16 protein-coding genes, 3 pseudogenes and 1 riboswitch are annotated in these 22,722 nt (G+C 72.4%); of the genes and pseudogenes, 8 read left to right on the forward strand and 11 right to left on the reverse strand.

The window, feature by feature from the left end:
* The first annotated feature begins 34 nt into the window (after positions 1-34).
* On the forward strand, positions 35-1,675 hold the full coding sequence (locus A8711_RS29170; RefSeq protein ID WP_069089957.1) for a glycosyltransferase: 1,641 nt from the start codon (positions 35-37) through the stop codon (positions 1,673-1,675).
* A gap of 41 nt (positions 1,676-1,716) precedes the next feature.
* On the opposite strand, the gene A8711_RS29175 is transcribed toward A8711_RS29170, so the two are convergent.
* The 3 genes from A8711_RS29175 to A8711_RS29185 all read right to left on the reverse strand — a co-directional run bounded on the left by A8711_RS29175 (position 1,717) and on the right by A8711_RS29185 (position 4,705).
* A complete protein-coding gene (locus A8711_RS29175; protein ID WP_043325113.1) occupies positions 1,717-2,760 on the reverse strand; it encodes a Gfo/Idh/MocA family protein in 1,044 nt (347 codons plus the stop codon).
* Between the two features lie 56 nt (positions 2,761-2,816).
* Entirely contained in the window at positions 2,817-3,923 is a 1,107-nt protein-coding gene (locus A8711_RS29180; RefSeq protein WP_043325114.1) for a DegT/DnrJ/EryC1/StrS aminotransferase family protein, read from the reverse strand.
* A gap of 149 nt (positions 3,924-4,072) precedes the next feature.
* Positions 4,073-4,705 carry a TetR/AcrR family transcriptional regulator gene (locus A8711_RS29185; protein WP_043325115.1) on the reverse strand — a complete coding sequence of 211 codons (633 nt, stop codon included), beginning with the start codon at positions 4,703-4,705 and terminating at the stop codon, positions 4,073-4,075.
* Between the two features lie 154 nt (positions 4,706-4,859).
* Between A8711_RS29185 and A8711_RS29190 the strand changes: the two genes are divergently transcribed.
* The 4 genes from A8711_RS29190 to A8711_RS29205 all read left to right on the forward strand — a co-directional run bounded on the left by A8711_RS29190 (position 4,860) and on the right by A8711_RS29205 (position 9,855).
* Positions 4,860-5,762 carry an ABC transporter permease gene (locus A8711_RS29190; RefSeq protein ID WP_043325116.1) on the forward strand — a complete coding sequence of 301 codons (903 nt, stop codon included), beginning with the start codon at positions 4,860-4,862 and terminating at the stop codon, positions 5,760-5,762.
* Positions 5,755-6,555: an ABC transporter ATP-binding protein gene (locus tag A8711_RS29195; protein ID WP_030499725.1), complete on the forward strand. Its 801-nt coding sequence runs from the start codon at positions 5,755-5,757 to the stop codon at positions 6,553-6,555. Before A8711_RS29190 ends, A8711_RS29195 begins: the two co-directional genes overlap by 8 nt.
* A 104-nt stretch (positions 6,556-6,659) precedes the next feature.
* Positions 6,660-8,159: a bifunctional cytidylyltransferase/SDR family oxidoreductase gene (locus A8711_RS29200; RefSeq protein ID WP_043325117.1), complete on the forward strand. Its 1,500-nt coding sequence runs from the start codon at positions 6,660-6,662 to the stop codon at positions 8,157-8,159.
* A 19-nt stretch (positions 8,160-8,178) separates the two neighbouring features.
* Entirely contained in the window at positions 8,179-9,855 is a 1,677-nt protein-coding gene (locus tag A8711_RS29205) for a CDP-glycerol glycerophosphotransferase family protein (RefSeq protein WP_064447474.1), read from the forward strand.
* An 8-nt stretch (positions 9,856-9,863) separates the two neighbouring features.
* On the opposite strand, the gene A8711_RS29210 is transcribed toward A8711_RS29205, so the two are convergent.
* From A8711_RS29210 to A8711_RS29230, 5 genes are all read right to left on the reverse strand, one after another.
* Positions 9,864-10,610: an alpha/beta fold hydrolase gene (locus A8711_RS29210; protein ID WP_069089958.1), complete on the reverse strand. Its 747-nt coding sequence runs from the start codon at positions 10,608-10,610 to the stop codon at positions 9,864-9,866.
* A 245-nt stretch (positions 10,611-10,855) separates the two neighbouring features.
* Positions 10,856-11,689 (reverse strand): C39 family peptidase, encoded by an 834-nt coding sequence (locus tag A8711_RS29215; RefSeq protein ID WP_069090034.1) that lies wholly within the window; start codon positions 11,687-11,689, stop codon positions 10,856-10,858.
* A 206-nt stretch (positions 11,690-11,895) separates the two neighbouring features.
* Positions 11,896-12,036, reverse strand: a riboswitch (cyclic di-AMP (ydaO/yuaA leader).
* A gap of 300 nt (positions 12,037-12,336) precedes the next feature.
* Positions 12,337-13,101, reverse strand: a complete 765-nt coding sequence (locus A8711_RS29220; RefSeq protein ID WP_043325119.1) for a hypothetical protein — start codon at positions 13,099-13,101, stop codon at positions 12,337-12,339.
* A 139-nt stretch (positions 13,102-13,240) separates the two neighbouring features.
* Entirely contained in the window at positions 13,241-13,573 is a 333-nt protein-coding gene (locus tag A8711_RS29225) for a hypothetical protein (RefSeq protein ID WP_043325120.1), read from the reverse strand.
* A gap of 80 nt (positions 13,574-13,653) precedes the next feature.
* The gene (locus A8711_RS29230; protein ID WP_043325121.1) at positions 13,654-14,862 is read right to left on the reverse strand and encodes an acyltransferase; all 1,209 of its coding nucleotides are present in this window, start codon (positions 14,860-14,862) and stop codon (positions 13,654-13,656) included.
* 148 nt (positions 14,863-15,010) lie between these two features.
* Here A8711_RS29230 and A8711_RS29235 point away from each other — a divergent pair, with 148 nt between their 5' ends.
* The 3 genes from A8711_RS29235 (at position 15,011) to A8711_RS29245 (ending at position 18,447) form a co-directional block, all read left to right on the forward strand.
* Positions 15,011-16,336: a polysaccharide pyruvyl transferase family protein gene (locus A8711_RS29235; RefSeq protein ID WP_069089959.1), complete on the forward strand. Its 1,326-nt coding sequence runs from the start codon at positions 15,011-15,013 to the stop codon at positions 16,334-16,336.
* Between the two features lie 66 nt (positions 16,337-16,402).
* Entirely contained in the window at positions 16,403-17,014 is a 612-nt protein-coding gene (locus A8711_RS29240; RefSeq protein WP_064447542.1) for an alpha-ketoglutarate-dependent dioxygenase AlkB, read from the forward strand.
* A gap of 95 nt (positions 17,015-17,109) precedes the next feature.
* Positions 17,110-18,447, forward strand: coding sequence for a uracil-xanthine permease family protein (locus tag A8711_RS29245; protein WP_043325123.1), 1,338 nt, complete (start codon positions 17,110-17,112; stop codon positions 18,445-18,447).
* Positions 18,448-18,938: 491 nt separating this feature from the next.
* Here A8711_RS29245 and A8711_RS33245 read toward each other — a convergent pair.
* The 3 pseudogenes from A8711_RS33245 to A8711_RS33255 all read right to left on the reverse strand — a co-directional run.
* Positions 18,939-21,020: pseudogene (locus tag A8711_RS33245) on the reverse strand (DNA gyrase subunit A); the annotation flags it as partial.
* Positions 21,021-21,413: 393 nt separating this feature from the next.
* A pseudogene (locus A8711_RS33250) lies at positions 21,414-21,950 on the reverse strand (LAGLIDADG family homing endonuclease); the annotation flags it as partial.
* Positions 21,951-22,088: 138 nt separating this feature from the next.
* A pseudogene (locus A8711_RS33255) lies at positions 22,089-22,715 on the reverse strand (DNA gyrase subunit A); the annotation flags it as partial.
* Positions 22,716-22,722 lie beyond the last annotated feature (7 nt).

Raw genomic sequence — 22,722 nt, forward strand, 5'->3', positions numbered from 1 at the left:
CGCCAGCCTCCGCGATCGGAAGGACCCAGCCCAGATGGGCAGCAAGCTCGCAGCCGGCGTACTCCGTCGCGTCACCGCTCCCCGGGTGGTGCGTCACCGCGCGGCGGCCCGTCTGATCCACGGCCTGGCGGCCGCGCCGCTGCTGCCGGCCGGCGCGCGGTCGTCGCTGGCCCGCCGCCTGCGCGCCGGCATGGTCCGGGCCGGCTGGCCGGCGGCGGAGTCCCGGGCCGCGCTGGTCGCGGTGGCCGGTGGCGTGGGCCCGGCCGCCCGTGCCGACCTGCTCGCGCAGGAGGCCGCCGACGAGATCGCCGAGGGACGCACCCCGGCTCACCTGACTGCCGCCGTCGAGGCCGACCTGGCCGAGGCGGACCGGGCGTACGCCCGGGGTGACGGCGAGGCGGCGGCCCGGCGGCTGCACCGGGTGCTGCACACCCAGTTCCACCGGGTGATCCACTTCGACCAGCTCGACTCGCCGCTGGCGGACGATCCGGCGGCGTTCCTCGCGCCGCTGCACGGCAGCGCCGTGGGTCGGGCGCTGCTGACGCCGCGCGGCCGCCGGCAGCCGGCCGCGCCGCCGCCGACGGACCGGCCGCAACGGGTGCTGCTGCTGCTCAACGGAAGCGCGCACTTCGTGCAGGCGATCCGGGAGCGCTACGCCGCCCACCCCGATGTGGAGCTGCGTTACGTGCGGCTGGACGACGACCCGGTGGCCGGGCCGCTGATCCGGCAGTCCAGGCGCATGACCGCCGAGGCGCTGCTGCGCGACACCGAGTACGGCAGGCAGGTCGAGGCCTGGCTGCGCCCGCACCTGGACTGGGCCGACACGGTGTTCGTCGACTGGGCCGTGGCGACCGCTGTCATGGTCGGCCTGGTCGACCCCGGTGACACCCGGGTGGTGGTCCGGCTGCACAGCTACGAGGCGTTCGGCAGGTGGCCGAACCTGATCGACTTCAGCCGAGTGGACGACGTCGTCTTCGTCTCCGAGCACCTGCGTGACTTCACGCTCCGGGTGGCGCCCGGGCTCACCGGCGCGCACGCGCCGCGTACCCACGTGTTGTGCAACGCGATGGACCTGGCGCCGTTCGCGCGGCCGAAGGACTCCGCGGCCCGGTTCACGCTCGGCCTGGTGGGCACCAGCGCGGTCGCCAAGGACCCGCGGTGGGCGGTCGAGGTGCTGCGGCTGCTGCGCGCCGCCGACGAGCGGTACCGCCTGCTGCTGGTCGGCGGGAGCATCGACACCGGGATGAGCCGGGCGGCGCGCGACTACGCGGCGGCGCTGGAGACGGAGCTGGCCGAGCTGGCGCCCTCCGGCGCGGTGACCCGGCTCGGCCACACCGACGACGTGCCGGGTGTGCTGACCGGCATCGGCGTGGTGCTCAGCAGCTCGGTGCGGGAGAGCTTCCACTGTGCCGTGGTGGAGGGCGCCGCGAGCGGCGCGGTGCCGGTGGTGCGGGACTGGCCGTTCTTCGCCGATGGGGAACACGGCGCGCGTACCGTCTTCCCGGCCGACTGGGTGGTCGCGACGCCGGCCGAGGCCGCCGCCCGCGTCCGTGCGGTCACCGCGGACGAGCAGGTCTGGCGGGCCGCCGGCGAGGCCGCGGCCAAGCATGCCTCGGCCACCTGGGACTGGTCGGTGAACGCGGCGTCCTTCGACCGTCTGCTGGGGATCGACTGACCGGGCCGGCCGGGCGTCGGTGACGCCCGGCCGGGCCGGTGTCAGGCCGGGGTCGGCTGCAGGCCGCGCCCGTCCCGGTCGGCGGCGGCCGGGCCCACGGCCACGGTACGGCCGTCGGACGCGGACTCCAGCAGGGCGGCGGCGACCTGGACGGTACGCAGGCCCTGCCGCAGGGTGACGATGTCGCTCTGCTTGCCCTCCACCGCGTCGCGGAACCGCTCGTGCTCGACCAGCAGCGGCTCCCGCTTCGGGATGGCGTAACGGACCATGTCGCCCTCGGCCACGCCGCGGAACGCGCGCAGCGCCTCCCACTCGGTGTCGATGGCGGCGTTGGCGTAGAAGGTGAGGTCGGCGGTGAGCGTGTCGGCCACGAAGCAGCCCTTGTCGCCGGTGACGACGGTGGACCGCTCCTTGAGCGGGCTCAGCCAGTTGACCAGGTGGTTGACCATGGTGCCGTCGGCGAGCTGGCCGACGACGGCGACCATGTCCTCGTGCAGCCGGCCGCTGCGCGAGACCGTGCGGGCGGAGACCGAGGTGTACTCCTGGCCGGTCACCCACGCGGTGAGGTCGATGTCGTGGGTGGCCAGGTCCATCACCACGCCGACGTCGGCGATCCGGTGCGGGAACGGGCCCTGGCGCCGGGTGACGACCTGGAACACCTCGCCCAGCTCCCCGGCCTCCAGGCGGGTGCGCAGGCTCTGCAGCGCCGGGTTGTAGCGCTCGATGTGGCCGACGCCGGCGACCAGGCCGGCGGCCTCGAACGCCTCGACCAGCCGGGTCGCCGCGTCGACGGACTGCGCGAGGGGCTTCTCGATCAGCGCGCAGACGCCGTTGGCGGCCAGCTCCATGCCGATCGGCTCGTGCAGCGCCGTCGGGCAGGCCACCACCGCGTAGTCGACGCCGAGGGCGAGCAGGTCGCTCAGCTCGGGTACGACGGGCGCGCGCAGCGTCCCGGTCACGTCGCCGGCCGGGTCGACTACGCCGACCAGCTCGACGCCGTCGAGGTTGGACAGCACCCGGGCGTGGTTGCGCCCCATGGCGCCGAGGCCGATCAGACCGGCGCGCAGCTTGCGACCTTCACTCACTGAGCTGTCCTTCGTTCGCGACTGCGGGGCTCGCAAACCCGACTCACTCCTCGCGCTCACCGGGCACCACCGGCCAGGTTCGCGCCCTCGGCGATCCGCTCCAGGTCGGCCTGGCTCAGCGACGGGTGCACCGGCAGCGAGACGACCTCGGCGGCGGCCCGCTCGGTCTCCGGCAGGTCCCACGCGCCCGGCTTGCCGTCCACGAGGTACGGCTTGAGCCGGTGGATCGGAGTCGGGTAGTAGACCGCGTTGCCGATGCCCAGCTCGGTGAGGCGGGCCTGGGCGGCGTCCCGGTTGCCGGTGACGCGCACGGTGTACTGGTGGTAGACGTGCCGGGCACCGTCGGCGACCGGCGGGGTGACCATGCCGGTGATCGCCGAGTCGAGGAACTTGGCGTTGGCGCGGCGCTGCTCGGTCCACTCGCCGAGCTGGGTGAGCTGCACCCGGCCGATGGCGGCGGCCACGTCCGTCATCCGCATGTTGGCGCCGACGATCTCGTTGGCGTACCGCTGCTCCATGCCCTGGTTGCGCAGCAGCCGCAGGGTACGGGCCAGCTCGGCGTCGGCGGTGCTGATCATGCCGCCCTCCAGGGCGTGCATGTTCTTCGTCGGGTAGAAGCTGAAGCAGCCGGCGGTGCCGAACGCGCCGACCGGGGTGCCGTTCAGCTCGGCGCCGTGCGCCTGCGCGGCGTCCTCGACCACGGCGAGGCCGTGCTGCTGCGCGATCGTCATGATCCGGTCCATCGCGGCCGGGTGGCCGTAGAGGTGTACCGGCATGATCGCGACGGTCTTCGGCGTGACGGCGGCGGCGACCGCCTCCGGGTCGACGCAGAAGCTGCCCGGCTCGATGTCCACGAAGACCGGCTCGGCGCCGACCAGCCGCACCGCGTTGGCGCTCGCGGCGAAGGAGAACGAGGGCACGATGATCTCGTCGCCCGGGCCGAAGCCGAGCGCCATCAGCGTCAGCTGCAGCGCGGAGGTGCCGGAGTTGACGGCGACGCAGTGCCGGCCGCCGACCAGGTCGCCGAACTCCTCCTCGAACGCCGCGACCTCGGGGCCCTGCACGACCCGGCCGCTCCGCAGCACCCGGACGGCCGCCTCGATCTCGGCCTCGCCGATGATCGGCCGTGCGGGGGGAATGAACTCTGGATGCGGCCCGGCCATGGGGCTTCCTCCTGTCGACACGTGGTTCATGGGAGACATTTCGGGGGATGCTACCGCTCTGTCAGGAAAACAATCGGGTCGCGCTGATTGTCCGACTGGATGTGACGTTCTGTTCATGATCGACGACGGCCCTCCGGGGGCGACCCGGGTCAGACTTCCACCTCGTCGCGCACAGGCCCCACGCATGCTACCCGCAGGGCGGCGACGATCGCGGCCGCCATCCGGGGCACCTCGGCGGGCTCCAGCGGGGCCCGGGAGATCGCCATCCGCCAGTACACCGGCCCCACGATGAGATCGACGGCGGCGCGCCGGTCGGTGTCCGGGGACAGCTCGCCGCGCTCGACCGCCCGGCCGATCAGGATCCGCCCCACCGCCTGCTGGTAGTCGTCCAGGGCTGCCTGCAGCTTCTCCGCGATCTGCGGGTTGCGGGCCGCCTCGGCCAGCAGGTCCGGGATGATCTGCGCGGCCAGCCGGTGACGCAGCGCACGCGCCATCACGTGCAGCAGGATCTCCAGGTCACCGAGCAGGCTGCCGGTGTCCAGCAGCGGGATGTTGCGGCCCGCCACGGCGGAGACCATGTCCAGCACCAGGTCGAGCTTGGACCGCCAGCGGCGGTAGATGGCGGTCTTGCTCACACCGGCCCGGCGGGCCACCGCCTCGATGGAGAGGCGACCGTAGCCGACCTCGGCCAACTCCTGCATCACGGCGGTACGGATGGCGCTGGTGATCTCCCCGCGCAGCACCGCCGCGCCGGCCGGGGCACGCCTCTTCTCGGTCGTCACGTGGAACAATGTAGCGCAACGACGGTACGGTTGCGTCCCGACGTTCGGTGGACTACCTTCCATGCAGCAGCGAGGCGGCTCCTCCCCGCCGGGCCACGCTGGATCTGTTCACCGCACTGCTCCCCATCAGCACGAAAGATCGGAGCGCCTGATCATGGCCAACACCGCGGTGGCCGACCCCGAATCCGGACTGAGCCGGGCCGAACTGGCCCGGCGGTACGGGTTGCGGGTCGCCGGGGAACGACCACCACTGGGCGAGTACACCCGCCGGTTGTGGGCGTACCGGCACTTCATGACCGCGTACTCGCGGGCGAAGGTCGCGTCCTCGCTGAGCAACACCCAGCTCGGGCAGCTCTGGCAGGTGCTGACACCGCTCACCAACGCGGCGGTCTACTTCCTGATCTTCGGCGTGATCCTGTCGCAGAACCGGAACGTGTCGAACTTCATCGCGTACCTGTGCACCGGCGTGTTCATCTTCATGTTCACCCAGACCGCGGTGTCGAACGGCACCAGCGCGATCACCGGCAACCTGGGCCTGATCCGGGCGCTCCAGTTCCCCCGGGCCGCGCTGCCGATCACGGTCACGCTGGTGCAGCTCCAGCAGCTGCTCATGTCGATGGTGGTGCTGGGCGCGATCGTGCTGTTCACCGGCGAGCCGGTGACCTGGCGCTGGCTGCTGCTCGCCCCGACGCTGCTGCTCCAGACGGTCTTCAACATCGGCCTCACCATGATCATGGCCCGGATCGGCTCCAAGATCACCGACCTCAAGCAGATCATGCCGTTCGTGATGCGCACCTGGCTGTACGCCTCCGGCGTGCTCTACCCGGTGGCGCTGTTCCGCCAGCACCTGCCGCACTGGGCCGCGAGCCTCCTGGAGTGGAACCCGCCGCTGGTCTTCATCGAGCTGGCCCGCTTCTCGCTGCTCAACTCCCACCAGCCCGATCTGGTCAGCTCGCCGCCGAAGCTCTGGGCGCTGGGCCTGTTCTGGGCGGTCGTCATGGGCATCGGCGGGTTCGTCTACTTCTGGCGCGGAGAGAAGGAGTACGGCCGTGGCTGAGCAGACCCTGCCGCTGAACGCCGGTCCCGTGATCGACTCGGGTCGCGTGCCCACAGTCGTGGTGGACGACGTGCACGTGATCTACCGGATCCACAAGGGCGCGAGCGGCGGCACCACACCGGTCTCCGCGCTCAAGCGGATCGTCTCGCGCACCAAGGCGCCGAACATCCGCGAGGTGCACGCGGTCAAGGGCGTGAGCTTCACCGCGTACCAGGGTGAGGCGATCGGCCTGATCGGCAGCAACGGCTCCGGCAAGTCGACGCTGCTGCGGGCCATCGCCGGGCTGCTCCCGCCGGCCCGCGGCGCGGTCTACACCCAGGGCCAGCCGTCCCTGCTGGGCGTCAACGCCGCGCTGCTCAACGACCTGTCCGGCGAGCGCAACGTGGTGCTCGGCTGCCTCGCCATGGGCATGCAACCGGACCAGGTCAAGAAGATCGCCCCGGAGATCATCGAGTTCTCCGGCATCAACGAGCGCGGCGACTTCGCCTCGCTGCCGATGCGCACGTACTCCTCCGGCATGGGCGCCCGGCTGCGCTTCGCCATCTCGTCGGCGAAGAAGCACGACGTGCTGCTCATCGACGAGGCGCTGGCCACCGGTGACCGCAAGTTCCGGGTCCGCAGCGAACAGCGGGTCCGCGAGCTGCGCGACAGCGCCGGCACCGTGTTCCTGGTCAGCCACTCCATCGGCTCGATCCGGGACACCTGCGAGCGGACCATCTGGCTGGAGGGCGGCGTCCTGAGGATGGACGGCCCCACCAAGGAGGTCTGCGACGCGTACGAGGGCCAGAAGTAGCCCGCCGGAGCGCACCGGTCCCGGGATCGCCCGGATCGGTGCGCTCCGCCGTCCGCGTTAAGGTTTTCGGATCCATCCCCTTTCACCCAGAGTGAGGTACGGCAATGACGCAGGACCACACCACCGCACCGGACGCCGCGCCGGCGAGCCCGGCACCCTGGCGACCCGCGCGTACGGTGGCCGTGATCCTCGCCGGGGGGACCGGCACGCGCCTCGGGCTGGGCATCCCGAAGCAGCTCCTCAAGATCGCCGGTAAGCCGATCATCGAGCACACCCTGGCCGTCTTCGAGGCCGCGCCGGAGATCGACGAGATCATCGTGCTGATGGCCACCGGTCACGTCGACGACGCGCGGCGCATCGTCGCCGACGCCGGCTTCCGCAAGGTCACCAAGGTGATCGAGGGCGGCGAGACCCGCAACGACACCACCCGGATCGCGCTCGACGCGGTCGGCGAGGGCGACGTCAACATCCTCTTCCACGACGCGGTACGCCCGCTGGTCAGCGCCCGGATCGTGCGCGAGTGCGTGAACGCGCTCTGGACGTACTCGGCCGTCGACGTGGCCATCCCGTCCGCCGACACGATCATCCAGGTCGACGCGGACGACTGCATCACCGACATCCCGGTCCGCTCCCGGCTGCGCCGCGGCCAGACCCCGCAGGCGTTCCGCTCCGGCACCATCCGCGAGGCGTACCGCCGTGCCGAGGGCGACCCCGACTTCGCCGCCACCGACGACTGCGGCGTGGTGCTGCGCTACCTGCCCGGCACGCCGATCAAGGTGATCGACGGCTCGGACGAGAACATCAAGGTCACCCACCCGGTCGACGTGCACCTGGCCGACAAGCTGTTCCAGCTCGCCGCCGCCCAGGCGCCCCGGCTGACCCACCGCGGCTACGCCGAGGAGCTGACCGGCCGGACCATCGTGGTCTTCGGCGGCAGCTACGGCATCGGCCACGACCTCGCCGAGCTGGCCCGCGGCTACGGCGCGCAGGTCTTCCCGTTCAGCCGCTCCACCACCGGCACCCACGTCGAGCGCGCCGAGGACGTCACCGCCGCGCTGAAGACCGCGTTCGAGGCCACCGGCCGGATCGACCACGTGGTGGTCACCGCCGGCATCCTGGAGAAGGGCGCGCTCGCCGAGATGGACTCCGAGACGATGGACCGTCTCCTGCACGTCAACTTCGTCGGCCCGGTCACCATCGCGCGCCAGTCGCTGCCGTACCTGCAGCAGACCAAGGGCCAGCTGCTGCTCTACACGTCCAGCTCGTACACCCGGGGCCGGGCCCGCTACGCGCTCTACTCGGCCACCAAGGCCGCGCTGGTCAACCTCACCCAGGCGCTCGCCGACGAGTGGGCCGAGTTCGGCGTACGGGTCAACTGCGTCAACCCGGAGCGCACCGCCACCCCGATGCGGACGCGGGCGTTCGGCGAGGAGCCGGAGCACACGCTGCTCTCCTCCGAGGCGGTCGCGCAGGCGTCCCTGGACGTGCTGATCTCCGAACTGACCGGCCAGGTGGTCGACGTGCGCCGGTCCCCCGGCGAGCAGGTCGCCGCCGTACCGGCGCAGCCCGGCGCCGACCGGTCCGAGCTGTCCACCGGCGCCTGAGACCGACGGGACGTGCCAGATGCGTGGTGACCTGGTCCGCAAGTTGCTCGCCCGAGTACTGACCACCGGGCTGGCGGTGCTGGCCTTCCTCGTCGTGGCGCTCACCGGCGCCACCGGCTGGGGCCTGGCCCTGGCCGTCGCGGCGCTCGCCGCCACCGCCTGGGAACGCCGGGTCCGGCCGTCCGCCGACGGTCTCGCCGAAACGGTGCTCGTCGCCGCCGGCATCCTCGTCGGCTACGCCCGGCGCCTCGACGACGGCTTCGACCCGGCCCTCGCCGCCACCGCGCTCGTCCTGCTCGGCCTGGTGCTGCTGGTCGGCCCGCTGCGGCAGGCCGGCGCGCTGGAGATCCGGGCGGCGAACCTTCCGGTACGCACGTGGACGCCGCTGGTCGCCGCCCGGCTCGGTGACGCGCTGCTGGTGCTGCTCGCCGTGGTGGCGCTCGCCGCCGCGCTGGCCCTGCCCGCCTTCACGGCGCTCGCCGCCGCGCTGCTCGTCGGCGCCGGCTGCGGGGCGGTCGCGCTCGACCTCGCCCGGCGCCGGTTCCGGCCGCCCGCCGGCGGGGGCCCGGTCGGCCGCGCGCTGCGCCGCCACCAGCCCGAGTTCGTGCTGCACTTCTCCGCGCCGCCCGGCTCCGAGTACCAGGTCACCATGTGGCTGCCGTACCTGGAACGGATCGGCCGCCCGTTCATGGTGGTGCTGCGCGAGCCGGAGCTCCTGCCGGCCGTCGCCGCCGCCACCCGTGCCCCGGTGGTCCTCTGCCCCACCCTGAAGGCGCTCGACGAGGCGCTGGTGCCCAGCCTGCGCGTCGCGTTCTACGTCAACCACGGCGCGAAGAACGCCCACCTGATCCGGTTCAACCAGCTCACCCACGTGCAGCTGCACCACGGCGACAGCGACAAGGCCCCGAGCGCCAACCCGGTCTCGGCCATCTTCGACAAGATCTTCGTGGCCGGGCAGGCCGCGATCGACAGGTACGCCCGCGCCGGCGTGGAGATCCCCGCCGACAAGTTCGTCGTGGTCGGCCGGCCCCAGGTCGAGGCCATCGAGGTACGCCGGGAGCCGGTCGCCGCGTCGGCGCACCCGACGGTCCTCTACACCCCGACGTGGACCGGGCACCACGCCGACGCCAACTACTGCTCGCTGCCGGTGGCCGAGACGCTGATCCGCCGGCTGATCGACCGCGGGGCGGCGGTGATCCTGCGCGCCCACCCGTACACCGACAAGAACCCGGCCTCGGCCCGCCAGCTCGCCCGGCTCACCGAGCTGCTCGCCGCCGACCGGGCCAAGACCGGCCGCCCGCACCTGTTCGGCGCCGCCGCGGCCCGCGAGCTGACGCTCACCGAGTGCGTCAACCGCGCCGACGCGCTGGTCTCCGACGTCTCCGGCGTCATCTCCGACTGGCTCTACTCCGGCAAGCCGTACGCGGTCACCGACACCGGCGCCGACGGCGAGCACTTCGTCGAGCGGTTCCCGCTCGCGGCGTCCGGCTACGTGCTGCGGCGCGACATGTCCAACGTGGACCAGGTGATCACCGACCTGCTCGACGCCGACCCGAAGGCCGCGCAGCGCTGGGCGGCGCGCACCCGCTACCTGGGCGACTTCCCCGCCGACGCCTACGCCGAGGCGTTCCTCGCCGCCGCCCGCCGCGAGCTGGAGGCCGACTGGGCGGTCCCGGCGCAGCGCGCCGTCGTGTAGGCCCCGCTCTACAGGTACGCGTCGAGCAGGGCGAGCACGGCGGCCGGGTCCTCGACGTGCGCGTTGTGGCCCAGGCCGGGCAGGGTGGCCACCGGCACGCCCAGCTCCTTGAGCTGCGCGTCGCTCACCATCGGGTCCTGCTCGCCGCGGGCCAGCAGCACCGGCACGCCGGTCGCGGCCAGCTGGGCGGGCAGCCGAGGCTCGCCGACCGCGAACGCGGCCGGGTCCATCGCCAGCCGCCAGCGGCCGTCGACCCGCCGCAGCCCCGCCTCCACCACCGGGTGGTCCGGGGCGAACAGCCCGGCCAGCCCCGAGACGCGCAGGTAGCGGCGGGCCGCCTCGTCCCGGGTGGCGAACCAGGTGACCGGCCGGGCGGCCAGCTCGCTCGCCTTCGCCAGCTCGGCCGGGGACCAGACCGCCTTGATGCCGAGCCCCACCACCGCGTCCACCGGAAGAGCCCGCTGCCGGGCCGCGAGCGCCAGCGCCACCACCCCGCCGAGCGAGTGTCCGAGCAGCACCAGCCGGTCGTGCGGGCCCAGCCGGAGCGGACCGAGCCCGTCTGCGACGCGCTGGGCCAGGGCGTCGAACGAGTAGCCGTCGAGCGGCGGCGACCAGCCGTGGCCGGCCAGGTCGGGGGCGAGCCAGCGCCCGGGCCAGCGGCGCTCCAGCAGCGGCGCCCAGGGCAGCCACACTTCGCCGGTGGCGCCCATGCCGTGCAGGAGAATCAGGTGCCGGTTCCCCGTCGCATCGCCCATTGGCGCAGTCTGCCACCGCCCGCCCCGGACACGCGAGACCGAACCCGCCCCGCCCAAACCGCCCGCCCTCGCCCTCGCCGCCGATCTTGGAGTTGTGGTGCCTCCCATAGCGGGGTGAGCCGGGCATACCAGGCGCCACAAGTCCAAGATCGGCGCGCCGAGAGGGCGGCGGGCGAGGGGCGGGCGGGGACGGGGAAGGCCGGCGCCCCGGGACGGGGTGCCGGCCTTCGCAGGGTGCGGGGCGGTCAGGCGGAGTAGCCGCGGCTGGCGATCCAGTGCGCCAGGTCGATCGTGGTGAGCCAGTACGACGGCAGCGACGGGTCGGCCGAGTCGGCGATCCGGACGGTCCGGCCGTCGTCCTTGTAGCCGATCACCGCGACGTAGTGGCCGCCGGGGAACGAGTGCCAGCCGCCGTTGGTGTCGGTGGCGGTGCCGGCGACGTTCGCGACGACCCCTCGGCCGTTGCTGATCGCCTCGACCACGTCGGCCTGGAGCCGGTCCATCTGGGCCGGGCTGGCCGAGCCGGGAATCATCCGGGTCCGGTACGGGTTGCCCTTGACCTGCTGGTTGAGCACGCGCGTGGTGTCCTCGGCCGAGTTGGTGCCCATCTCGGTGGTGCCGAGCGGGCCGGCGAGGGCGTCCTGGCTGCGCTCGATGCCGGTGGCGCTGAGCGCGTTGCGCACGGCGGCCGGGCCGCAGTAGTAGTAGTTGATCTGCGCCTGGTAGTCGTAGTCCAGCGTCTTGCTCGACGGCGGCTTCGGCGCGGCCTTGGTGACGTCCGGGTCCGCCGCGGCCTTCTTCGCCGACGGGGAGGCGCTGGGCGACCTGCTGGGCTCGGCGCTCGGCGACGCCGGCGGGACGCCGATACGCGCCTCGCTGCGGCTGGCGGGCTCGCCGAGCCGTGCGCCGAGTTCGGCGACCGAGGCGGTGTTCTCCTGCTGGACCGGGGCGTCCTCACCGGCGGCGAGGGCGGTGCCGGCGCCGGCGGCCAGCACGAGCGCCGCGGCCGATCCGGCGATGATCTGGTACGGGCGTTCGGTGGCGATCCGCCGCAGCTGACGCTTCAGGTGGTGCTTCACGAAATCCTCCACGGGGGGCGTGATCGGCACACGCCGGCCCGGCACGTGGAGGGGTTCACACGTGCTGGCAGGCCGGATGGGCCGGGGGAACGGGTACGCCCGCGATGCCGGGCGCCCAGGGGCGGTTTGCCGGTCGCGTCAGGCGAGCGCGGGTACCGCGGAGCCGTGGAGGCGGGGGGACGATCGAGGGGTGGGCACGAGGATGGGACTCCTTCCGTGGCCGCCGACCGGGTTAGCTGACGGATTCGGGCGGGAAGTACGCCCTACCGCGGCAGTGGCCGCGGATTCACCCCGATGGTGCTCATGGTTCCCCGGTTCGTGATGACACGATTAGGCGGGTCGGCGCGGCGTCGCCTTCTGCGATCGGTTACCGCACCGGACGCGCCGACACTACCGGCGGGTACTGCCCCTGCCAAGCGCTCCCACCTGCGTAAACATGATCCCCGGTAACGGATTTCGGAACAGCCGGTTACTCACTTCACTCAATGGGACAAGCGGTGGTGACGGCGCCCGGGAGGCGAAAAGGGGACAGACGGCGAGCGCCTGACCGGCAATGGCGCGGCTCATTGGCCTGTTCTGCGCTCCACGCCCGTTTCGGTGCCGGGGGTGAGCCGGCTCACCACATTCCGGGTAACAATTCGGTCGCCTCAGCCGACCCGGGCCGGACGCCAGCGGGCGTTGCGGACGGACGCGCCGACCGGCAGGGGGATCGTCGCCACGCCGCGGGACACCGGGGCGGGCCGCACCGCCAGGGTGGCCGCGTACGCCTCGGCGGCGAGCGTACGGGCGGCCTCGGCGGCCAGTTCGGCGTCCCGCCACGCCTGCCGCTCCCGCTCGGCGGCGCTCTCCCAGCCGGTCCGGCGCCGGTCCCGTACGGCCCGGGCCAGCACGATCTCCTGCTCGGCCGGGTGCCGGCGCGGGTCCCACCCGTTGCGGCGCGCCAGCACGTCGGCGAGTTGCCGGGCGGACAGGTCGCCGCGCCAGTGCGCCGTCATGGCGGCGTGGTGCAGCCAGCGCTCCCGGGCCGCGTACTCCGCCGGGGTGCGCGGGGTGCGCGGGGCGGCCAGCGCGGCGGCCCCGGCCAGGCGGCGGGCGGCGCTGTCCGCCTCGTCGTACGCGGTCCAGGCGCGTTCCGCCTCGTCCTGCGCGGCCAGCCACCGTTCCCGGCGGCGACGGGCCGTCTGGGCGGCCCCGGCGGCGGCCACCGCCACCTCCTCGGCGTACCGGACGAGGTCGTCGCGGCGCGCGGCGTCCTGGTCCACCGGATCGGCGGCAGCCTCGGCGACGCCGTCGCGCTCGGGCCGGGCCACCAGCGCGGCGAGCAGGCCGAACGCGAGCAGCATCAGGAAGGACCAGATGGCGGCGGCCTCGGGGACCGCGGTGAGGAAGTGGTAGAGAGCGGTCTGCGACATGGTCGGCACCTCACGGGAAGAACCTGGCGGGAGAATCCGCACGGCCGGTCGGGGCGCGGCGCGGGGGCGCCGGGCCGTCGAAGGGCGGGTGCGGGATGACGTTCGGTGGGTGCGGTGACGGGCGCGGCCCGTGGGCGGATCAGCGGGCGGGCGGGGCCCGCAGGCCGACCGGCGCGGTGATCCGGCCGGCCGGGACCGGCTGCGGGTCGTTCGGGAGCGTGTCGGTGGCCCGTGCGGCGGGCGCGGGTGCGCCGTCGGGACGGGCCTGCCGCTCGGCGGCGCGGTCGGATTCCGGTCGCGGGGCGGCCGGCGTGCTCACGTACGCCGGGCCGGCTGGCGCGGCCGGGGCGGCGACGGCCGGCAGCGTGGCCGCGCCGAACGAACAGGCGACGACCACGGCGAGACTGGCGAGCATCCGGGCGGTCCAGCGCGCCACCCACCACACGGGGCAGGTGAGCGCGATCGGAAGCACGGGTACAAATTACCGCCGAACCCCCAGTGACGCACCGCCGCACGGCGTGTCGCGGACCGACCGGCCGGCGTGTGCGCGTGTCAGTCCGGGCGACGCCGCCCGGCGTACTCGATGTCCTCGGCCGGACCGGAGACGGACCGCGCGCCGCCGTCGGCGGCCGCGCCCTCGGCGGGCCCGCGTGGAGCCGGCACGGCCGGTGCGCGCGACGCCGCGCGGGCCCGGCGGGTCGGGCCGAGCAGGCGCATCATCGGCACCTCCACCCAGCGGTGCAGCGCGGCGGCCAGCGCGAGCGTGAGCAGCAGGAAGCCGAGCACCGCCAGCGGCCCCCGCCAGCCGGGCAGGCCGGTCCCCCAGTCCCCGGTCAGCCGCAGCACGGTGACCATGACCAGCACGTGCACCAGGTAGAAGGCGAACGAGACCTCACCGAGCCAGATCATCGGCCGGGACCGCCAGGGGGTGGGCCGTCCGCGCACGTCGGCGTCCGCCGCCGCGGCGATGACCAGCAGGTACGCCACGGCGAGCAGCGCCGCCCAGAACTCGGCCGGGATCCACAGCGCGGCGACCACCCAGGTGGTGACGAACAGGCCGGTGGCGACCGCGAGGTTCGGTCCGCGCCAGCGGTGGCGGCGCATCAGCTCGGCGGCGGCCACCCCCATCCAGAACTCCAGCGACCGGGTCACCGGGAAGATCTGGGTGAACCACCACCGCTGCTCCTCCGGCACGAGCTGCTGGCCCGGCCACAGCGCCAGGATGAGCAGCGGCGCCGCGACCAGCACGGTCCGGAGCACCCCGGTACGGGCCCGGCGCAGCCACGGCACCACCAGCGGCAGGCACAGGTAGAACGCCAGCTCGCAGGAGAGCGACCAGCTCACGTTGTTGACGCTGTAGAAGTAGCCGTTCAGCGGGATCCACGCCTGGACCAGGAAGAAGTTGCCGATCGCCGCCCACGGCAGGACCGGGTCGGCGAACCAGGCCGCGACCGCCAGCGCCGCCACGAACGTCACCACGTGGTTCGGGTAGATCTTGGCGAGCCGGCGGCGCAGGAACGTCCACGCCCGCTCCCCGTCCCGGTACGACCAGACCAGGACGAACCCGCTGAGGATGAAGAAGAACTCGACGCCGGACAGGCCGAGGCTGAACGCCTTGTCCACCACCGCCTTCAGGTGCGGCTCGGCGACGATCCCCATGGTCCCGGCGTGGAAACCGAAGACCAGCAGCGCGGCGATCCACCGCAATCCGGTCAGCGACGGCAGGCGCGGGGCACGGGTGACAGTCGGCGCGCTGGTCATTCCGGGCACCCTACCCCGGAGTACCGGGACGTTCCCGGCGAGCCGACGGCCGCCGGGTCACCCAGGGACGGCGGATAGGATTTCCGTTCCTGCACGCGCGGGCGACGCCCGCCGGCACGCCGTGCCGTACGGAAGGTGAGCGAACCGGATGCACCAGCGGATCCTGCTCCGCGCCCGCAAGGGCCCGTTCGACGTCCTCACGCCGGAGGAGACGTTCGCCGGCAACTGGATCGGGGACAACAGCGGAAACCTGGTCTTCAGCCACGCCGCGCACAAGCTGCTGGCCACCTCCGCGGCGGAGATCACCGCGACCCGCACCCCGGCCGACCCGCGCCTCGCCGACGAGATCAACGAGCGGTACGACGTGTTCGTCGTACCGCTGGCGAACGCCTTCCGTCGCAGCTTCGTGCACCGCCTCGCCCCGCTGACCCGGCTGATCGAACGGCTGAAGATCCCGGTGGTGGTGCTCGGTGTCGGCGTGCAGACGAACGTCGACGGCGACCGCGAGTACCTGCGCCCGATCGACGAGCCGGTGCGCGCGTTCTGCAAGGCAGTGCTGGACCGGTCGCACAGCATCGGCGTACGCGGCGAGGTGACCGCGAGCTACCTGAACACGCTCGGCTTCTCCGACGTGGAGCAGATCGGCTGCCCGTCGATGTTCCTGCACGGCGACACGTTCGAGCTGGCGAAGAAGCAGCCGGAGCTGACCGCCGAGTCGAAGGTCGCGCTCACCATCTCGCCGTACGTCCGCTCGATGGCCTCGGTGGTCCGCCACCACCACGAGCGCTACCCGAACCTGTGCTACGTGCCCCAGGACCTGCGGACGCTCGGCACCCTGCTCTACGGCGACGCGCCCGAGCACCGCGGCCAGAGCAGCGACATCCCGCTGCACACCTCGCACCCACTGTTCGTCGAGGACAAGGTGCGCATGTTCGTCGACCCGTGGACCTGGATGGACCACCTCTCCGGGTACGACTTCGCGTTCGGCACCCGCATCCACGGCACCATCACCGCGCTCGTCGCCGGCACGCCCGGCTACCTGTTCGCGCACGATTCGCGCACGCTGGAACTGGCCCGCTACTTCGACATCCCGCACCGGATCATGCGCGACGTGCCGGCCGACGTGGACGCCGCCGACCTCTACGCCGAGGCCGACTACACCGCGCTCACCGAGGGCCACAAGGCCCGCTTCGAGACCATCACCGCGTTCCTGCGCAAGCACGACCTCGGCATCTCGTTCGACGACGACGACAGCGCCGCCCGCTTCGACCAGCGGGTCCGCGAGACGGTGTTCCCGCCGGCCGTCCGGCCCGCTGCCGCCACCCCGCCGGCCGAGCTGCTGACCCGCATCGAGCGGCTGCGCGACGAGAACGCCAAGCTCACCGGGACCATCGACGCGCTGCGCTCGCAGCAGCTCCGGGAGCGGATCAAGCAGGCCGTCCCGGGCAAGGTCCGCCGGATGCTGCGGCGCTGATCGTCGTACGCCTGTTCTAAACAGGGTACGATCGGCGGCGTGCCCGACGTCGCGTACCAGCCCTCGATGCTCGACCTGGCCGAGCAGGGCCCGACCCTGGGCCCGCTCGCCGGGGCGGTGCGCCGCCACGAGCTGAGCCGGGGCGCCTGGGTCGACCACCTGCCCGGCTGGGTCCGGGGCTCCGACGCGGTGCTCGACACGCTGCGCCACGACGTGCCCTGGCGGGCCGAGCGCCGCACCATGTACGACACCGCTGTCGACGTGCCCCGGCTGCTCTGCTGGTACGCCGCCGGCCGGCCGCTGCCGCACCCGGTGCTCACCGCGGCCCGCGACGCGCTCACCCGGCACTACGCGCCCGAGCTGGGCGAGCCGTTCGTCACCGCCGGCATGTGCCTCTACCGCGACGGGCGCGACAGCGTGGCCTGGCACGGCGACACGCTGGGCCGCTCCGCGCACACCGACACCATGGTGGCGATCGTCTCGTTCGGGTCCCCGCGCGCACTGCTGCTCCGCCCTCGCGGCGGAGGCGGCGGCAGCCTGCGGTTCCCGCTCGGCCACGGCGACCTCGTGGTGATGGGCGGCTCCTGCCAGCGCACCTGGGAACACGCGGTACCGAAGACCACCCGCCCGGTCGGCCCCCGCGTCAGCGTCCAGTTCCGTCCCACCGGCGTCGCCTGAGCCCGGGCCGGGCCCACATCCGTGCTGGGCACGTGCTAGAAACAACTCCCAGGGTCGATCACGCCCCCGTCACCCGATGACGCGAAGGGCGACCGATGACCCAGTCCCCCACCTCCCGCTGGTCCCCGTGGACGCTGCACGGCGACGGCCGCCAGGTACGCCCCGGCGACGTGGTCGCGCCCGACGAACGGCTCTCCTGGCCGCGCACCGTCGGCGTGGGCGTGCAGCACGTGGTCGCCATGTTCGGCGCCACCTTCACCGTCCCGCTGATCACCGGCTTCCCGCCCGCCACCACGCTGCTCTTCTCCGGGCTCGGCACACTGCTGTTCCTGCTGATCACCGGCAACCGGCTGCCCTCGTACCTCGGCTCGTCGTTCGCGTTCATCGCGCCGGTGCTCGCCGCGAAGACCGACGGCGGCATCGGCGCGGCCCTCGGCGGCATCGTCGTCGCGGGCGTCGCGCTCGCGCTCGTCGGCGTGGTGGTGCAGGTGGCCGGCTCCCGCTGGATCGACGCGCTGATGCCGCCCGTGGTCACCGGCGCGATCGTCATGCTGATCGGCCTCAACCTCGCGCCGGTGGCCTGGGACGGTGGCGGCGCCGGCACCGGCGTGAAGGCGCAGCCGCTGATCGCCGTGGTCACGCTCGTCGCGATCCTGCTCACCACTGTGCTGTTCCGCGGCTTCGTGGCGCGGCTGTCGATCCTCGTCGGCGTGGTGGTCGGCTGGGTGCTCGCCGCGCTGACCGGCAACCTCGACCAGCAGGCCGTACGCGGGCTGCGGCAGGCCGCCTGGGTCGGCTTCCCCGAGTTCCACACGCCGAGCTTCGACGCGCGCGCCGTCGTGCTGGTCATCCCGGTAATCCTGGTGCTGATCGCGGAGAACGCCGGGCACGTCAAGGCGGTAGCCGCGATGACCGGCCGCAACCTCGACCGCGACATGGGCCGGGCGCTGCTCGGCGACGGCGTCGCCACGGTGCTGGCCGGCTCCGGGGGCGGTTCCGGCACCACCACGTACGCGGAGAACATCGGCGTGATGGCGGCGACCCGCGTCTACTCCACCGCCGCGTACTGGATCGCCGGCGGCACGGCGATCCTGCTCGGCCTGTGCCCGAAGTTCGGCGCGCTGATCCTCACCGTCCCGGCCGGCGTGCTCGGCGGCGCCACCACCGCGCTGTACGGCCTGATCGCCATCCTGGGCGCCCGGATCTGGATCGAGAGCCGGGTCGACTTCCACGACCCGATCAACCTGTTCACCGCGGCGGTGGCGGTGATCATCGGCGCCGCCAACTACACGCTGACCGCCGGTGACCTGTCGTTCAACGGCATCGCGCTGGGCACGGCGGCCGCCCTGATCATCTACCACGGGATGCGCCTGATCGCGCGGCTGCGCGGCACCACGCCCGAGTCCCGCCAGTCCCCCGACCCCGAACTCTGACCCCTCCCCTCTCCTCCCCTTCCGCCCGGCCCGGCCCGGCCTCGTTGATCATGAGGTTAGCGGCGCAAATTGTCCGACTCACACCCGCCAACTTCATGATCAATGGACCACTTGGCGCGCGATTGGGGCCGGCCCACGCGAGCGGGACACCCAGAGGGCCCGAAGTGCAAGATCGCGCGGGTGCCCCAGCGGCCCGACGCCCTCGCAGCCAGGGCCAGCCAGCCCTCAACCACGTCGATCATGAAGTTAGCGGCACTCGGTGTCCGTTTTGTCGCCGCTAACCTCATGATCGACCGTGCAGGGCCGAGGTCTTCCGCCAAAACACCCGGAATGTGCCCCATTACCCTAGGGCAGCCCTGCCCCCGGAGCGCCCGGGCGCGTTGATCAAGGAGTTTAGGGACTGCAGAGGACACGAAGAGTCCGCAAACTCCTTGATCAACGCGTCGGGGCGGGAGGGGGCGGTCTCCCGCCGCCCTCCCCCAGCTGGCTCGTCAGTCGCGGTCGATGTGGTGACCCACCACCGTCGGGCCCAGCATCACGGCGAAACCGGAGCCGTCCCGGCGCGGGTCGGCCGGCGGCAGGTCCACCGGATCGCCGGTGGCGGTCGCGCCCACCGGCCGCGGGCCGATCCAGGCCACCGACAGGTCCACCTCACCCTTGAGGAACCGCTGCGCGCGCACGCCGCCGGTCGCCCTGCCCTTCGCCGGGTACGCCTTGAACGGCGTCACCTTCACCGTGGCGCCGGTCGAGGTGACCACCATCGGCTCACCGTGCGCCGTGTCGTCGGTGCGGATCGCGCCGAAGAACACCGCCCGCGCCCCGGCGGGCAGGTTGATGCCGGCCATGCCGCCACCCTTGAGCCCCTGCGGGCGCACCACCGAGGCGGCGAAGCGCAGCAGCGACGCCTCCGAGGAGACGAACGCCAGTGTCTCGGCGCCGTCGGTCAGCCAGGTCGCGCCGATCACCTCGTCGCCGTCCCGCAACGAGATCACCTCGAACTCGTCGGAGCGGACCGGCCAGTCCGGCGCGCACACCTTGACCACGCCGGCCCGGGTGCCGAGCGCCAGCCCGGGTGAGCCCTGCGCGGACGGCCCCAGCGGGGCCAGCCCGACGACCGTCTCGCCCGGCTCCAGCGGCACCAGTTCCGCAGCCGACATGCCGCCGCGCAGCGACACCGTGCCGGACTGCTCCGGCAGCACCGGCAACGGCAGCACGTCGATCTTGAAGGCGCGCCCGGCGCTGGTCACCAGCAGCACGCGGCCCCGCGCGGTGGAGTGCACGATCGCGCGTACCGCGTCGTGCTTGACCCGGCCGCTGCGCCGGCGCGCCTCGGCGGCCTCCTCCGACTCGGCCGCGGTCCGCGCCACCAGCCCGGTGGCGGAGAGGATCACCTGGCACGGGTCGTCGGCCACCTCCAGCGGGCCGGCCGGCACCGAGGCGGCGAGCACCTCCTTGAGGTCGCCGTCGACGAGCGTGGTGCGCCGCGGCGCGCCGAACTGCTTGACCACCGCGGCCAGCTCGTCGGAGACCACCTTCCGAAGCACCTTGTCATCGTCCAGGATCTTCGACAGCTCCGCGATCTCGCCGCGCAGCTTCTCCTGCTCGGCCTCCAGCTCCAGCCGGTCGTACTTGGTCAGGCGGCGCAGCGGAGTGTCCAGGATGTAGCTCGCCTGGATCTCGGAGAGCTTGAACTTCTGCATCAGGCCGTCCTTGGCGGCCTGGGCGTCCTCGCTGGCGCGGATCAGCTTGACCACCCGGTCGATGTCGAGCAGGGCGATCAGCAGACCGTCGACCAGGTGCAGGCGTTCCTCCCGCTTGCGCTTGCGGTACGCGCTGCGCCGGGTCACCACCTCGTAGCGGTGCGCCAGGAACACGTCGAGCAGTTCCTTGAGCCCGAGGGTGCGCGGCTGCCCGTCCACGAGCACCAGGTTGTTCACGCCGAAGGACTGCTCCAACGGGGTGAGCCGGTAGAGGTCGGCCAACAGCGCCTGCGGGTTGACGCCGACCTTGCACTCGACCACCAGACGGGTGCCGTTCTCCCGGTCGGTGAGGTCCTTGACGTCGGCGATCCCGGTCAGCCGCTTGGTCTTGTTCACCTCGTTGGTGATGGCCGCGATGACCTTCTCGGCGCCGACGCCGTACGGCAGCTCGGTGACGGTGATGGCCTGCCGGCCGCGGCTGCCCTCCAGCGGGCCGATCTCCACCCGCCCGCGCATGCGCACCACGCCGCGCCCGGTCTCGTACGCGCGGCGCACCTCGTCCAGGCCGAGCAGCAGCCCGCCGGTGGGCAGGTCGGGGCCGGGCACGAACTCCATGAGCTTGTCGAGCGTGGCGTCCGGGTGGTTGATCAGCCAGCGGGCGGCCTGGACGACCTCGCCGAGGTTGTGCGGGATCATGTTGGTGGCCATGCCGACCGCGATGCCTGATGCGCCGTTGACGAGCAGGTTCGGGAACGCCGCCGGCAGCACCGTGGGCTGGGTCAGCGAGCCGTCGTAGTTCGGCTCGACGTCGACGGTGTCCTCACCCAGTTCGCCGGTGAGCAGCATCGCCTCCCGGGACATCCGGGCCTCGGTGTTGTGGTTGACGAAACCACCGGCCAGGAAGGAGTGGTCGGCGGATTCCACTCGAACGGAATAGACCTCCGCCGGCTCGTCAGGAGAGACCGCGACGACCTTCTCGTACCGATAGCCCGCATCCATCACGGGCAGGATCGTGGCAAGGATCTCGGTGTCCTTGATGCGGTCGATGATGCGGAGTCGTTCGGTTTCCCACCGCTCGACACGATCGAAGTTGTGGCTGGTGAGCCACTTGCGTCCGCTGCCCCGACGATCGAAGTCGATGCTGCTGCGCACGTAGTCGGCCACAAAGGGGACGTGGTCCTGACTAAGCCGATGCGGGCGCAGCGGCGCATGCCGCAGCATCTTGGCCAGCACCGCCTGCTTGGTACGGAGGAAGCCGACACGAGTTGCGAAAGCCCTGATGTTTCGCGTCCCGGAAACCACCAGGCGGTGCTCCACCGAGCCACTGGGCCGGGTGTAGTGGCGTCGACAGGCGATCACGCCGAACTCCGCGAGCAGTTCCTGGACCTCCCGAGCCAGACGCTCGCTGTAGCTGGTGTACTGGATGGTGAAGCTGCTGTTGGCGACGCGGACTCCGCCGTCGCCTTCGAAGAGGGCCATCAGGAAGGCCCGCTTGATGCCCCACCCCCCTGCCCAGACGAACTCCGGCACGAACTTGTCCCTCGCCTGGTGACCGATCAGCTCGGCGAGTGGGCTCGCCCGGAAGGCTTCCATCCCGCCGGCGACGTCCTGGACGTCAAGTTCGTGTATGCGGCGACGGTCTCGGCGCGTGTGCCGGTCGCTGACGTAGCGTCGTCCACCCACGACCTGGTCGTAGGCATGCAGGACCTCGCCGAAGAAATGCTCATCGGTATTGCTGAATCCTGCCCGCGACTCGCTCGCGAAGCCTTCAGAGACCCAGGCGCCACCGAGCACGCCGAGCATGTATTCGCGAGCGGTGGGGACGACCTGCTTCCATGCGTTCCGCGCGATACAGACCACCGAGCCCGGCGTCACCTCGTCGAGCCGACGCCACTGGAAGACAGGGACACCCACCGGAGCTTCGAGGCAGAGAACCAGATGATTCTCACTACCACGGAGGGAGAATCCGGTCTCAGTCGTGATCCGGAGCGTCGGGTGGACGCCCGAGTTGAAGACCTTGTTGACGCGAACCGCTTTGCCGTCCTTGTCGAGGACTTCGAAATCGGCCTCCGCCTCGCTGTTCGGCGGCAGGTCGACCACATCACCGATCCGTGGGCTGCTGCCATCGGCCAGGCGGATCCGGGTGTCACCCACGACGCAGTAGCGCGCCGCTGCCGGGCCGTCGTCTGGCGAGCCGAAGTTGCCGTGCCCGTCGATGAGCGGGACGTTGAGCGAGAAGTCCTGTGCCAGCCGCACCATCGCGTCGTAGATCGCGGTGTCGCCGTGCGGATGGTACTTTCCCATCACATCCCCGACAATTCGGGCACTCTTGACGTGGCCGCGGTCCGGCCGGTGGCCCTGCTCGTACATCGACCACAGAATCCGCCGGTGCACCGGCTTGAGCCCGTCGCGCGCGTCGGGCAGCGCGCGGGAGTGGATGACCGAGAACGCGTACTCCAGGTAGGAGTCCGAGACCTCGGTGACCAGCGGGTTGTCGAAGACGCGAGCGCCGGCCTGGTCGAAGGCGGCCAGATCCGCCTTCGCGCGGTCGTCCTTGCGGCGTGCCATGGTGCGG

The sequence above is a fragment of the Micromonospora sp. II genome (genome assembly GCF_001709195.1).
Classification (GTDB): domain Bacteria; phylum Actinomycetota; class Actinomycetes; order Mycobacteriales; family Micromonosporaceae; genus Micromonospora; species Micromonospora chalcea.

What these genes read in the sequence shown, in the direction of transcription:
- A8711_RS29180 (WP_043325114.1), bottom strand. Translation starts at nt 3,923, where the DNA reads ATGGCCGGGCCGCATCCAGAGTTCATTCCCCCCGCACGGCCGATCATC.
- A8711_RS29235 (WP_069089959.1), top strand. Translation starts at nt 15,011, where the DNA reads ATGCACCAGCGGATCCTGCTCCGCGCCCGCAAGGGCCCGTTCGACGTC.
- A8711_RS29210 (WP_069089958.1), bottom strand. Translation starts at nt 10,610, where the DNA reads ATGGGCGATGCGACGGGGAACCGGCACCTGATTCTCCTGCACGGCATG.
- A8711_RS29205 (WP_064447474.1), top strand. Translation starts at nt 8,179, where the DNA reads ATGCGTGGTGACCTGGTCCGCAAGTTGCTCGCCCGAGTACTGACCACC.
- A8711_RS29230 (WP_043325121.1), bottom strand. Translation starts at nt 14,862, where the DNA reads ATGACCAGCGCGCCGACTGTCACCCGTGCCCCGCGCCTGCCGTCGCTG.
- A8711_RS29170 (WP_069089957.1), top strand. Translation starts at nt 35, where the DNA reads ATGGGCAGCAAGCTCGCAGCCGGCGTACTCCGTCGCGTCACCGCTCCC.
- A8711_RS29220 (WP_043325119.1), bottom strand. Translation starts at nt 13,101, where the DNA reads ATGTCGCAGACCGCTCTCTACCACTTCCTCACCGCGGTCCCCGAGGCC.
- A8711_RS29245 (WP_043325123.1), top strand. Translation starts at nt 17,110, where the DNA reads ATGACCCAGTCCCCCACCTCCCGCTGGTCCCCGTGGACGCTGCACGGC.
- A8711_RS29200 (WP_043325117.1), top strand. Translation starts at nt 6,660, where the DNA reads ATGACGCAGGACCACACCACCGCACCGGACGCCGCGCCGGCGAGCCCG.
- A8711_RS29240 (WP_064447542.1), top strand. Translation starts at nt 16,403, where the DNA reads ATGCTCGACCTGGCCGAGCAGGGCCCGACCCTGGGCCCGCTCGCCGGG.
- A8711_RS29190 (WP_043325116.1), top strand. Translation starts at nt 4,860, where the DNA reads ATGGCCAACACCGCGGTGGCCGACCCCGAATCCGGACTGAGCCGGGCC.